Genomic DNA, 11,677 nt, shown 5'->3' with positions numbered 1-11,677 from the left:
AACAGCGTGAGGCCGCCGTAGAGATACGGCGTTCCCGCAGCGTTCCGGCGATTTCGTGGTTAACGGCTGCGTTAGTGCCCGCCCTCGAGGATCGACTTGAGCTTCCGCAGGTCCTTCCGGGTCTCCCGCCGGATCATCGGCGCCATAAAGAGCGCTGCCAGCCGCGAGAAACCTGAGGGGCTCCCGGTGTTGCCGAGGCTCATGCGCGTGCCGCCGTCGTCGTCCGTCCACGTGTAGGTGGTCTGCATGGGGAAGGGGCCCTGGGCTGTCCGCATCACCAGCTTCTCGCCGGGGACATAGTCCACGAACTCATAGGTGTAGCTCAGCTCCCGGCCCAGGAACTTCGCGGTGAAAGCCACCCTGGACCCGGCGGCTACCGGGCCGCTGGTCAGCCGCTGCGAACTGTGGATGTTCACATACCATTGCGGTGCGTTGTCCGGATTGGCGGCGTACTCCGCCACCTCGGCCCGCGGCCTGTTGATGTGGATCTGGGTCTGCACATTCACCATGGTTGCGTCTCCTTGCAGCGGCGGGTTCGTCTGATTGCGGGAGTAGCCTTGAATCCACGTTAGTCCGGATCCGGCAGCGGGAGGGGAAGCATGGAAGCCATCAGCCCGAAGCTCCTGAACTGGGCGTCCATCCTGGATGAGAAGACCCGCGAGCAGGCCGTGATGACCTCGCAGCTCCCCTTCATCTATCCGCATCTCGCGCTGATGCCCGACGCCCACCTGGGCAAGGGCGCAACGGTGGGCTCGGTCATCCCCACGCTGCATGCCATCATCCCGGCGGCGGTGGGGGTGGACATCGGGTGCGGCATGATCGCCGTCCGGACCCAGTACGCCCTCAAGGATCTCCCGAAGGACCGGAAGAAGCTGCGTGAGGACATCGAGCGTGCCATCCCGCTCTCCGCCGGCCACAACAACAGGAACGTCGTCCCCACAGCGGAACCCCGGATCGCCGAGCTGAAGAGGCAGGCCGCGAAGGCCGGCTTCAACCCCGGCCAGTACGTCGAAAAATGGGAGCTGCAGCTGGGTTCCCTGGGCTCCGGCAACCACTTCATCGAGGTCTGCGCCGACGAATCCGACGCAGTCTGGCTCTTCCTGCACTCCGGCTCGCGCGGCGTCGGCAACAAGATCGCCCAGCACCACATCGGCGTCGCCCAGCGCGTGGCGACGAAAAGCAGGATCCACCTCCCTGATCCGGACCTCGCCTACCTTGAAGAGGGCACGCCCCAGTTCGAGAGGTACATTGCGGAGCTGCGCTGGGCCCAGCACTTCGCCCTCCTGAACCGCGAGGAGATGATGGACCGCGTTGCCACCCAGTTCGGCCACTGGGTGGGCGGACGCGTGCGCGAGCTGGAGCGGATCAACTGCCACCACAACTTCACCCAGCGGGAGACGCACTACGGCAAGTCGGTGTGGGTGTCCCGCAAGGGCGCCATCAAAGCCGAGCCCGGCGATCCTGGACTCATTCCGGGGTCCATGGGGACGGCGTCGTACGTTGTGGCAGGCCGCGGCAACCCCGAGTCGCTGAACTCCTCGCCGCACGGTGCCGGCCGTGAGTACTCCCGCAACGCCGCGCGCAAGGCCTTCTCCCTGGAGGAGCTGAAGAAGGCCATGCGCGGGATTGAGTTCCGGGCCTCGGAGGCCTTCATCGACGAGATTCCGGCAGCCTACAAACCCATCGACGTCGTCATGCAGGACGCGGCGGACCTGGTGTCCGTCCGGCACAAACTGCGGCAGCTCATCAACGTCAAGGGCAACTGAGCGGCCCAAGACGGGCTGACGCTTAACAGCAGCATCCGCGCGTTTCGAATATGACGCTAGATGAACCTGCGTGACCCCCCGTTTAGGCTTCATTGAACGGGTTTGGGCCACTCCCTATGGTGAAACAATGACTAGTTCCAAGCCCGGGATGACCCGCATCGTGGCAGGCGAAAGCGCGGCACCCCAGCGCAAGCGTGCCGTCGAGGCTGCCCTGGCCATCGGACTGGTCCTGCTGATCGCCGTCGGGGCGGTGGTGGCGTCCACCGTTTCGCGGAACACAGAGGCGCAGGCCACTGAACCGAGCCCCGCCGCTGAACTGAAGCTGGGCTACTTCGGCAATGTCACCCACGCCCCGGCGCTGGTGGGCATTAAGCAGGGGTTCCTGGCCGAGGCCCTGGGCAGCACCTCGCTCAGCACCGAAACCTTCAATGCCGGGCCGGCGGCCATCGAGGCGTTGAACGCCGGAGCCATCGACGCCGCCTACATCGGACCCAACCCGGCCATCAACTCCTTCGTCAAGAGCCGGGGCGAGTCCGTCAGGATCATCGCCGGCGCTGCCGCGGGCGGCGCCCAGCTGGTGGTCAAGCCGGAGATCAACTCCTCCACCGATCTCAAGGGCAAGACCCTCGCCTCCCCGCAGTTGGGCGGCACCCAGGACGTGGCCCTCCGCGCCTGGCTTGCTGACCAGGGCTACAAGACGAACGTGGACGGCAGCGGCGACGTCGCCATCAACCCCACGGAAAACGCGCAGACACTCAAGCTCTTCCAGGACGGAAAGCTGGACGGCGCGTGGTTGCCTGAGCCGTGGGCGTCACGCCTGGTGCTCCAGGCCGGAGCCAAGGTGCTGGTGGACGAGAAGGACCTGTGGGACGGGGCGGGCACCGGGAAGCCGGGCGAGTTCCCCACCACGGTGCTGATTGTGAACCAGAAGTTCGCCGCGGACCACCCGGACACCGTCAAAGCACTCCTGGCCGGCCACGCGAAGTCGGTGGCCTGGCTGAACGAGGCCCCGGCAGCGGAAAAGGCGTCCGTCATCAACTCGGCCCTCCAGGAATCCGCGGGCGCAACCCTGGCCGAGGACGTCCTGGCCCGGTCCCTGGCCAACATCACCTACACGCTGGACCCGCTGGCCGGAAGCTACCCGCGGCTGCTGCAGGACGGCGTCGAGGCCGGCACCACCAAGCAGGCCGACATCAACGGGCTCTTCGACCTGCGTCCGCTCAACGGGGTCTCAGCAAGCAAGATTTCAGCAGCCGGCCTCGGCCAGGACTGATCCCACCCACCAACCTAAGGACGCACCATGCCAGTCGTACTGGAACACCTGGGCAAGCGCTTTGGCGACGGCGCCCCGGTACTGGACGACGTCAACGCCACCATCGGGAAGGGCGAGTTCGTTGCCCTCCTCGGTGCGTCCGGCTGCGGCAAATCCACCCTGCTGAACATCATCGCGGGACTGGAGCCGCCGTCGTCGGGCGCCCTGGAAGTGCCCAGCGACGGCGCCGCCTTCATGTTCCAGGACGCCGCCCTGTTCCCCTGGCTGACCGCCCGGGAAAACATCGAGCTGGCCCTGAAACTCCGCGGCGTGGGCAAGGCCGAGCGCAAGGCCAAGGCCCAGGAACTCCTGGAACTGGTGCATCTGGGTTCAGCGGGGGACAAGCGACCGCACGAGCTCTCCGGCGGCATGCGGCAGCGCGTTTCCCTGGCGCGGTCGCTCGCCCAGGACCGGCAGCTGCTGCTCATGGATGAGCCCTTCGCCGCCCTCGACGCCATCACCCGCGACCTGCTGCACGACGAACTGGAGCGGATCTGGAAGGAAACCGGGCGCACCATCGTCTTCGTGACCCACAACGTCCGCGAGGCCGTCCGGCTGGGCCAGCGCGTGCTGCTGCTGTCCTCGCGCCCCGGCCGGGTGGTCCAGGAATGGGCCGTCACCGAGGAACACCGAACCGACGCCGGGCTCGCCGGCCAGCTGACCGGCGTCATCACCGCCCGGCTGCGTGAGGAGATTCGCCGCCATGCCAAATAACCCCACGCCTCTTGCCGAAGCGTCCGCCGAACCGGCCGAGCCGCGCCACATCCACGCCGCCCTGACGAGGACCTCCACCGGCACCGAGGACCTGCGCGAACTCGAGTCCGGGCTGGACTCGCTGCAGTCCGACGCCGCGCGCAAGCACCGGATCGACTGGAGCCGGATCCTGCTGCCCATCGCCGCCCTGGTGGTGCTGGTGCTGGCCTGGCAGTTCTACGTCTCGCTCGGCCTGAAACGGCGCGACCTTGTGCCGGGCCCTCTGGACGTCGCAGCGCAGGTGGGTGTCCTTTGGGGTGAAGGCAAGCTCCAGGAAGCGGTGTGGACCTCGCTGCAGCGGGGGCTGGTGGGCTTCCTGATTTCCGTGGCCATCGCCACACCGGTGGGCCTGCTGCTGGCCCAGGTGGCCCCGCTCCGCCGCGCGTTCGGCCCGCTGATTTCCGGCCTGCAGGTCCTGCCGTCCGTCGCATGGGTACCGGCAGCCATCATCTGGTTCGGCCTCACCGACGCCACCGTGTACTTCGTGGTGTTCATGGGCGCCATCCCCTCCATCATCAACGGACTGATCTCCGGCGTGGACCAGATCCCGCCGCAGTACCGGCGGGTTGGGACTGTTTTGGGCGCCTCCCGGCTGGAGATGGCGCTGCAGATCATCCTTCCCGCCGCCCTTCCCGGATACCTCGGCGGCCTGAAGCAGGGCTGGGCCTTCTCCTGGCGTTCACTCATGGCGGCGGAAATCATCGCCGTGGGAGGCACCATCGGATTCGGCCTGGGCTCGCTGCTGGACCAGGGCCGCATCCTGTCCGACATGACCGTGGTGATGTCCGCAATCCTCCTGATCCTCGCCGTCGGCATCCTGATTGAACTGCTGGTGTTCGGGCCCATCGAGAAGCGGCTCCTCCGCAGCCGCGGACTCCTGGCAGGCAGCACCCGGTAGCCCACACAACTCTTGCTAAGCCCGACGGCGACCTCCCGCCGTCGGGCTTTGCTGTTCCTTGGCGACCCAAAGGCGTAACTTTTACCCGCCCGGCGCCACGCACGCCGCGTGATTCCGCTGGCAAGGTCCTGTGCCAGGCTCAAAAGTTACGCAGTTACGCCAGCACCCGGGAACCCAGGCCCCGGAAGCCGGGACTGAGTGAAAGACTGGCCCCATGACCGCCAGCCTCGTGTGCCGCACCCAAAGCACCCTCCCGCCGGAGCGGCTGTTCGACCTGGCCCGCAGCATCGATCTCCATGTGGATTCCCAGAAAGGCTCGCGGGAGCGGGCGGTGGCCGGTGTGACGAGCGGGCTGATCGGCCAAGGGCAGGAGGTCACCTGGCGAGCGCGCCACTTCGGCCTGCCCTTGACCATGACCAGCCGCGTCACTGCCGTCGACTTCCCCCGGAGTTTCACGGATGAGCAAGTCCGCGGCCCGTTCAGGTCCTTCCGCCACGTGCATGAGTTCGAGCCCGCCCCCGGAGGCAGCATCATGACGGACAGGGTGGAGTTCAGCGCGCCGTTCGGGCTCCTTGGCCGCGCCGCAGAGATGCTGGTCCTGCGTCCGTATCTGCAGCGGCTCATCCGGGACCGCGGCCGGTTCCTCGCCAGCATCAGCAGCTGAACCAGGGCACTTTGACACGGACGCGCCGGGGACTGAGGCCGGTCCGGCCCGGAAGCCCGGCAATGTGCCCCACAATGGCGGACGACGGCGGCCTCCCGCCTTTGTGACGCAGCGTTACCTTGCGTGAACTGGTGTTGCTCGGCCTTTGTGGGCGATTGTGACGCGGCCCTACCGTTGATTCATGGCAATTCAGGATATCTACCCCACGGCGCTGCGGCTGCTTGGCCGCCCCGTGCTGGTGGTGGGCGGCGGCCCCGTTGCGGCCCGCCGCGCCAAGGGCCTGCTCGACGCCGGTGCAGTAGTCACCGTCGTGGCTCCCGTTGCCTCTGACGCGCTCCGGGAACTGGCCGACGCCGGCCTCCTCACCTGGGAGCAGCGAACCTACCGTCCGTCCGACGTCGACGGCGCCTGGTTCGTCCAGACCGCCACCGGCGACTCAACCGTGGACGCCCAAGTCTCAAAGGACGCCGAGGCGCAGCGCATCTGGTGCGTCAACGCCTCCGACCATGAAGCCTCCGCAGCCTGGACCCCCGCAGTTGCCGAGGTGGACGATGTCAAGATCGCCGTGAACGCCGGCGGAGACCCGCGCCGCGCCATGGCAGTGCGCGACGCCGTTGCTACCGCCCTCGAAACGGGCGACCTCCCGTTGCGCCGCCGCCGCGCCCACCGCGGTTCCGTGGCCCTCGTCGGCGGCGGCCCTGGCGATACCGGCCTGATCACCGTCCGTGGCCGCCGCCTCCTGGGCCAGGCCGACGTAGTGGTTGCAGACCGCCTGGGCCCCCGCGAACTCCTCAGCGAGCTGGCTCCGGACGTCCGCGTCATCGAAGTCGGCAAGACCCCCGGCCACCACCCGGTGCCGCAGGCGGAGATCAACCGCATCCTGGTAGAGGAAGCTCAAAACGGCCACCGCGTGGTCCGGCTCAAGGGCGGCGACCCCTACGTCCTGGGCCGCGGCGGCGAGGAAGCCGAGTACTGCCGCCAGCACGGCGTCGAGGTGGAAGTGGTTTCCGGCGTCACGTCGGCGATCTCCGTTCCCGCCGCCGCCGGCATTCCGGTGACGCACCGCGGTTTGGCCAAGGGCTTCAGCGTGGTCACCGGCCACGAGGAACTCTCCGAGGTCCCGGCCCGCCCCGACCATACGATCGTCCTGCTTATGGGTGTGGGACAGTTGCGCGAGTCGGCGTCCGCCCTGGGCAAAGCCGGCCTGCCTGAAAACACTCCAGTTGGTATCGTTGAAAACGGCTATTTGCCGGACCAGCGCGTGACGATTGGCACGCTCGGTTCCATTGCCGACCAGGCGGAAGCTGCCGGCGTCGCAAATCCCGCAGTGATTGTCATCGGTGACGTGGTGCGCGTGAGCCCCTTCGCGCCGTCGCACTTCAAAACCGCTGACTACAGCACCACCACCCCGAACAGCCCCCGCACCAGCAAGCCCCGAGTCCTCACAACCTAGCCCCCACCCAACCAGGTAGCGCCAAGTGTCGTTTTGACCCCTCATAACGACACTTTGTGCTACCTGGTTGGGAGGGAACGAAGAAAAGGAACACAGCCGTGTCATCAAGCACCACCGTAGGTTCTGCCGAACGCCCGCTGCGCGTCGCCGTCGTGGGCTCCGGCCCGGCCGGCGTCTACGCCGCGGACATCCTCACCAAGAGCGAAGCCGTCAAGAACGGCGAGCTGACCGTGAGCATCGACCTCTTTGACCGCTACCCGGCACCCTACGGCCTGATCCGCTACGGCGTGGCCCCGGACCACCCCCGTATCAAGGGCATCGTCAACGCCCTGCACAAGGTCCTGGACCGCGGCGACATCCGCTTCTTCGGCAACGTGGACTACGGCACCGACCTCACCATCGAGGACCTCCGCACCCACTACGACGCCGTCATCTTCGCCACCGGCGCCATCAAGGACGCGGACCTGAACATTCCCGGCATCGAGCTGGAAGGCTCCTTCGGCGGCGCGGACTTCGTGTCCTGGTACGACGGCCACCCGGACGTCCCGCGCGAATGGCCGCTGGACGCCAAGGAAATCGCCGTGATCGGCAACGGCAACGTGGCCCTGGACGTGGCCCGCGTCCTGTCCAAGCACGCCGACGACCTGCTGGTCTCCGAGATCCCGGACAACGTCTATGCCGGCCTGAAGGCCTCGCCCGTCACAGACGTCCACGTCTTCGGCCGCCGCGGTCCCGCGCAGGTCAAGTTCACCCCGCTGGAGCTGCGCGAGCTGTCCCACTCCAAGGACGTGGACATCATCCTGTACCCGGAGGACTTCGAGTTCGACGAGGAATCGGACCGCCAGATCCAGAGCAACAACCAGACCAAGACCATGGTGGGCACGCTCACCAACTGGATCGCCGAGCAGCCCGAGGACCTCTCCGAGCTCAAGGCTTCCCGCCGCCTGCACCTGCACTTCCTGCACAGCCCGGTGGAGATCTATGACGACGCCGAGACGCCGGGCAAGGTTGCCGGCATGCGGTTCGAGCGCACCGAGCTGAACGGTACGGGCAACGCCCGCGGTACCGGCGAGTTCGTGGACTACCCGGTCCAGGCCGTGTACCGCGCCATCGGCTACTTCGGCTCGGCCCTGCCGGAGATCGAGTTCGACCACAAGAAGGGCGTCATCCCGAATGACGGCGGCCGTGTCCTGGACGCATCCGGCGCCCACGTGCCGGGCATCTACGCCACCGGCTGGATCAAGCGCGGCCCTGTCGGCCTGATCGGCCACACTAAGGGCGACGCCCTGGAGACCGTGACCTACCTGCTGGAAGACCGCGAAAACCTTCCCGTGGCGCAGACGCCCCAGGAAGAGGCCGTCGTCGAACTCCTCGACGCCCGCGGCGTGAAGTTCACCAGCTGGGAAGGCTGGCTGGCGCTGGACGCCCACGAACTCGCCCTCGGTGCAGCCGCCACCGAAGCCGGCGGCTCGCACGGTGTCGAGGTCAAGCGTGAGCGCATCAAGGTGGTGCCGCGCGAGGACATGGTGGACATTTCCCGCGACGGCGTGGCCGCGCAGGTCTAAGGCTTCCTCCACTCAACAGCGGGGCCACGCGCCCGTACGATCCCAACAGGGGTGGACGGGCACGTGGCCCTTTTGCTTTAACCCGGCCGTGCTACCTTCCTGCCCCGCCGGCCGCCATGAGTTCCAGCCGCTTGAGGGTTTCGCGGTTGCGGACGGAAATCGCGGGGTCACGCAGCGCCTTGGGCACCCGCTTCCCGGGTCCGCGGATGGCGTCCTCGGCGATGGTCACGAGGCACTGATCGCCCCGGTCCTCAAGCGTTATGGCCACCTTCGCTTCGCCCATGGGCCAGCCGCGGGCCACCAGTTCCAAGGATTTTCCGGGTTCGACGCCGGTCACCTGGGTGCTGTCGTTGATCACCAGCGGCCACGCGCCCACCGAGTGGTGCAGGCGTGAGCCGGCCTGCGGCCAGGTGTCATCCACAGCCCTGATCCGGGAGGCACCTACCACCCAGCCGGAGTACAGCCAGCCGTCGGCAATGACTTTCCAGATATCGGCGGCGGGGGAGTTGAACAGCTGGGACACGGTGGACATGGTGTTCCTTTCTGTGGTGGCGGAGCGGGCAGGAGTTCCCGCCGCAGCGGGGACCGCGGTGGGAGAGGGCACGACGGCGGCAGGAGCCGGCCGCTGTGCCGCCAGGTAGGAGCGTTCCCGGAGGCGGCGCGTCCAGGCGTATGTTTGTGCTCCGGGCGGCCGGTTGGCCAGGGGGTCGAAGCGCAGGGGAGTGTCCCGCGGTTCCGGGGCGGCCCGCAGTCGCAGCTCGCCGCACCGCCGCCACGGCCCCGTTGGCTTGGCCCAGTACAGGCCAAGCACCCATTCCCCGGACGCCAGGGACCCGTCCGGCAGCTGCTTCGTCCGCAGGCCCAGCAGCACCGGCCCTTTCAGGCCGCGGTACGGCATGAGGGTGGTCAGGGTGGCGCTTGCTGCGTCGAGCTTGGGCTGGAGCAGGAACCTGCCGGGCAGCCGCCAGCCGGTGGACGCGAAGAGGACGTCGGCAGGGCCGGTAGCTCCGCCGCCAGGGCGGCCGCCGGGAGTATTGTCGCCGTCAGCACCGCCCGAGGAGGTCACACGCAGCGCTAGCCCCAGGATGTCCGGAAGTCCCTGTGGCAGGCCGGCCGAACGGGAAAACCGTGCCTCGACGGTGTCCGTGCCGGGCGCGTCCAGCCAGTCCAGCCCGCTCGGCTCGCCGGGGCTGCCCGGGCTTCCGGACCGGACCAGGAATCCGGCCAGGCCCACCCCGTCCGGATGGATTGGCCGGTCCGGCCGGGCAAGTTTGAGGAGGCGGAACAGGCCGGCGAACGCGCCGCCCGCCGTCGTGCTTAACGCGCCGCCGGTGGCTGGCTGGTCCTTCAACAGGTGGTCCGTCATGCTTCCTTCCTACCCCGAAAAGGCGGAACTACATGCGTCCGAACCGCGAGCGGACAAGGGCGAAAATCCCATAGGCAATGAATCCGGCGCCGATGGCCACCAGCAGGTAGGGCCCGAACGGATGGTCCTGGAGGGCCTTGAGGCTGCCGTCCAGGCCGGTGGATTCGTCCGGATCGTGCTTGGCGGCGGCGATGACGAAGAGCAGTCCGGTGAGGACCAGGGCTACGCCTTTGGCGATGTGGCCGCCGATGCCCAGGCCGTCGATCAACCTGCCGCGCCGCCTGCCGTCGAAGTAGTACAGCTCTTCCTTGAACCCCCGGCGCACGCCTTTCACCACAAAGTAGATGCCGATCCCGACAATCGTCAGGCCGAGGGCCACCAGCGTCCATAGCCCCAGCGGCGTAGCCATCAGCGAAGCGCTGAAGTCCCGGGTGCTGTCACTGGAATCACCGCGCAAGCCCACCGCGAACCCGGCGAAGCTGAACCCCACGCTGCTGTACGCGATGGCAAGGAAGCCGGACGAAATGAGCTTGGACACCCGTTCCTTGCGGGGAAGCCGGCGGGCCCGCAGGGTTGCCTCGCTGGCCTGCCACAGCCCCAGGCCGAAGCAGGCCAGCACGCATGCCCACATGACGGCCGGGCCCCAGGCGTTGGCGGCGAGCTGCTCGATGGCGCCGGTAGGTTCCGCCTCGCCAGGCTGGCCGAAGGCCACGGCGATGGCAATGGCGCCGATGATCACATGCAGCAGGGCCATCACGGCGAAGCCCGTGCGCGCCAGGACGTCCAGGACTTTGTGGTTTGAGGCCTCCTCGACGGCGTCCGCGGCCTGGCTGATGGTGGATTCCCCGTCAGACATGGCTCAGCCGTTCATAGGTCCTTCGGCCCGCAGCTTTTCGGCGCCCGGCCCCTCGACGTGGACGGTGCAGCGGACCACGAGCTTCCCGGGGGCGTTGTCCAGTTCCACCAGGGAGTCGTCCGCACTCAGGACCGTGAACACCTGCGAGTCCGGCACCACGGACACACCCTTGGCCTTGGCCGTCTCCCGGGCGTTGCCCAGTGCCTCGTTCTGCAGGCCTTTTACGTATGCGTTCTCGTCTTCACGGGCCGGGTCCCCAAATGCCCAGCCGAACAATGTCCCTGTGTTTCCCATGGCGACGATATTACGCGTTCCGCTCTGGAAAGACGGGCTTTCGTAACATTAGTAAGTGTGCTTACCATGGGCGGGCCAAGACCCTGGCGGGACGCGGCAAGCGAAGTCCGCACGAGCGGCATCCCGGAACCATTTCGACGTTAGGAATCCACATCATGGCAGGAAATCTCATTGCCCGGTCAGTTCACGATCTGACGGCAGCGGCCTGGTTTGGCGGGTCGCTCATGGGCGCCATCGGCCTCAACGGTGCAGCGGCTGCGGCAAAGGATCCGTCCGAGCGCACCCGGCTCTCCAGCGCCGGCTGGATGAAGTGGGCGCCGTTCCAGACGGCGGCCTTCGCCTCGCACCTGGTGGCGGACCTGGCCATCGCCTGGGAGAACAAGGAGCGCATCGCCAAGCAGGAGGGCGTGGCCCGGGACACCGTGATCAAGACGGCGGTGACGGTGGCGGGCGCCGCTGTGACCCTGTATTCCGGCATCCTTGGCAAGAAGGTGGAAAAGCTCGCGGGTGAGGGCTCCGAGGGTGCCACGGAGCCCCGGCCGGATGCCTCTGACGAGCTGAAGGCTGCCCAGCAGCAGCTGAAGGTGCTCCAGTGGGTCATCCCCGCGTTTGCCGGACTGGTGGTCATTTTGGGCGCGAAGCACGGCGAGATGCAGCGCCCCAAGAACGTCTTCGCGGGCCTGCGGTCCTAGCAGGCCGGATGCCTGCCCGCGGGTAAGGGGGCAACGCACGACGACGGTCCGGCACCTG

At 67.5% G+C, this 11,677-nt stretch carries 12 protein-coding genes; 8 read left to right on the top strand and 4 right to left on the bottom strand.

The features are described from left to right. Nucleotides 1-71 precede the first annotated feature (71 nt). Complete coding sequence (locus tag FHJ30_RS15050; protein ID WP_139030067.1) at nucleotides 72-509, bottom strand: SRPBCC family protein; 438 nt, start codon at nucleotides 507-509, stop codon at nucleotides 72-74. A gap of 90 nt (nucleotides 510-599) precedes the next feature. Between FHJ30_RS15050 and FHJ30_RS15045 the strand changes: the two genes are divergently transcribed. The 7 genes from FHJ30_RS15045 to FHJ30_RS15015 all read left to right on the top strand — a co-directional run bounded on the left by FHJ30_RS15045 (nucleotide 600) and on the right by FHJ30_RS15015 (nucleotide 8,411). Further along, on the top strand, nucleotides 600-1,766 hold the full coding sequence (locus FHJ30_RS15045) for an RtcB family protein (RefSeq protein WP_139030065.1): 1,167 nt from the start codon (nucleotides 600-602) through the stop codon (nucleotides 1,764-1,766). 148 nt (nucleotides 1,767-1,914) lie between these two features. After that, complete coding sequence (locus FHJ30_RS15040) at nucleotides 1,915-3,039, top strand: ABC transporter substrate-binding protein (protein WP_139030199.1); 1,125 nt, start codon at nucleotides 1,915-1,917, stop codon at nucleotides 3,037-3,039. 27 nt (nucleotides 3,040-3,066) lie between these two features. Continuing rightward, nucleotides 3,067-3,792 (top strand): ABC transporter ATP-binding protein, encoded by a 726-nt coding sequence (locus FHJ30_RS15035; RefSeq protein ID WP_104998733.1) that lies wholly within the window; start codon nucleotides 3,067-3,069, stop codon nucleotides 3,790-3,792. Then, a complete protein-coding gene (locus FHJ30_RS15030) occupies nucleotides 3,782-4,729 on the top strand; it encodes an ABC transporter permease (protein ID WP_139030064.1) in 948 nt (315 codons plus the stop codon). Before FHJ30_RS15035 ends, FHJ30_RS15030 begins: the two co-directional genes overlap by 11 nt. A gap of 214 nt (nucleotides 4,730-4,943) precedes the next feature. Further along, nucleotides 4,944-5,393, top strand: coding sequence for an SRPBCC family protein (locus tag FHJ30_RS15025; RefSeq protein WP_139030062.1), 450 nt, complete (start codon nucleotides 4,944-4,946; stop codon nucleotides 5,391-5,393). A gap of 181 nt (nucleotides 5,394-5,574) precedes the next feature. Continuing rightward, nucleotides 5,575-6,846 carry a uroporphyrinogen-III C-methyltransferase gene (gene cobA / locus FHJ30_RS15020; protein WP_139030061.1) on the top strand — a complete coding sequence of 424 codons (1,272 nt, stop codon included), beginning with the start codon at nucleotides 5,575-5,577 and terminating at the stop codon, nucleotides 6,844-6,846. A 98-nt stretch (nucleotides 6,847-6,944) separates the two neighbouring features. Then, nucleotides 6,945-8,411 carry an FAD-dependent oxidoreductase gene (locus tag FHJ30_RS15015; RefSeq protein ID WP_139030059.1) on the top strand — a complete coding sequence of 489 codons (1,467 nt, stop codon included), beginning with the start codon at nucleotides 6,945-6,947 and terminating at the stop codon, nucleotides 8,409-8,411. Between the two features lie 91 nt (nucleotides 8,412-8,502). On the opposite strand, the gene FHJ30_RS21720 is transcribed toward FHJ30_RS15015, so the two are convergent. Genes FHJ30_RS21720 through FHJ30_RS14995 form a run of 3 tightly spaced genes read right to left on the bottom strand, consistent with a single transcriptional unit; the run spans nucleotide 8,503 to nucleotide 10,927 of the window. Further along, nucleotides 8,503-9,777 (bottom strand): SRPBCC family protein, encoded by a 1,275-nt coding sequence (locus tag FHJ30_RS21720; RefSeq protein WP_240793716.1) that lies wholly within the window; start codon nucleotides 9,775-9,777, stop codon nucleotides 8,503-8,505. A gap of 28 nt (nucleotides 9,778-9,805) precedes the next feature. Further along, nucleotides 9,806-10,633: a DUF1206 domain-containing protein gene (locus FHJ30_RS15000; protein WP_139030058.1), complete on the bottom strand. Its 828-nt coding sequence runs from the start codon at nucleotides 10,631-10,633 to the stop codon at nucleotides 9,806-9,808. A 3-nt stretch (nucleotides 10,634-10,636) separates the two neighbouring features. Beyond that, complete coding sequence (locus FHJ30_RS14995; protein WP_139030056.1) at nucleotides 10,637-10,927, bottom strand: hypothetical protein; 291 nt, start codon at nucleotides 10,925-10,927, stop codon at nucleotides 10,637-10,639. Nucleotides 10,928-11,082: 155 nt separating this feature from the next. Between FHJ30_RS14995 and FHJ30_RS14990 the strand changes: the two genes are divergently transcribed. Further along, entirely contained in the window at nucleotides 11,083-11,619 is a 537-nt protein-coding gene (locus tag FHJ30_RS14990; RefSeq protein ID WP_139030055.1) for a hypothetical protein, read from the top strand. The last annotated feature ends 58 nt before the right edge of the window (nucleotides 11,620-11,677 follow it).

The sequence above is a fragment of the Arthrobacter sp. BB-1 genome (genome assembly GCF_006151685.1).
Classification (GTDB): domain Bacteria; phylum Actinomycetota; class Actinomycetes; order Actinomycetales; family Micrococcaceae; genus Arthrobacter.
The sequence above is the reverse complement of the archived record's forward strand: the minus strand, read 5'-3'. Positions and strand labels throughout refer to the sequence as shown.

Excerpts from the sequence above, each read along its gene's own strand:
- FHJ30_RS15050 (WP_139030067.1), bottom strand. The coding sequence starts at position 509 with ATGGTGAATGTGCAGACCCAGATCCACATCAACAGGCCGCGGGCCGAG.
- FHJ30_RS15045 (WP_139030065.1), top strand. The coding sequence starts at position 600 with ATGGAAGCCATCAGCCCGAAGCTCCTGAACTGGGCGTCCATCCTGGAT.
- FHJ30_RS15040 (WP_139030199.1), top strand. The coding sequence starts at position 1,915 with ATGACCCGCATCGTGGCAGGCGAAAGCGCGGCACCCCAGCGCAAGCGT.
- FHJ30_RS15035 (WP_104998733.1), top strand. The coding sequence starts at position 3,067 with ATGCCAGTCGTACTGGAACACCTGGGCAAGCGCTTTGGCGACGGCGCC.
- FHJ30_RS15030 (WP_139030064.1), top strand. The coding sequence starts at position 3,782 with ATGCCAAATAACCCCACGCCTCTTGCCGAAGCGTCCGCCGAACCGGCC.
- FHJ30_RS15025 (WP_139030062.1), top strand. The coding sequence starts at position 4,944 with ATGACCGCCAGCCTCGTGTGCCGCACCCAAAGCACCCTCCCGCCGGAG.
- cobA (WP_139030061.1), top strand. The coding sequence starts at position 5,575 with ATGGCAATTCAGGATATCTACCCCACGGCGCTGCGGCTGCTTGGCCGC.
- FHJ30_RS21720 (WP_240793716.1), bottom strand. The coding sequence starts at position 9,777 with ATGACGGACCACCTGTTGAAGGACCAGCCAGCCACCGGCGGCGCGTTA.
- FHJ30_RS15000 (WP_139030058.1), bottom strand. The coding sequence starts at position 10,633 with ATGTCTGACGGGGAATCCACCATCAGCCAGGCCGCGGACGCCGTCGAG.
- FHJ30_RS14995 (WP_139030056.1), bottom strand. The coding sequence starts at position 10,927 with ATGGGAAACACAGGGACATTGTTCGGCTGGGCATTTGGGGACCCGGCC.
- FHJ30_RS14990 (WP_139030055.1), top strand. The coding sequence starts at position 11,083 with ATGGCAGGAAATCTCATTGCCCGGTCAGTTCACGATCTGACGGCAGCG.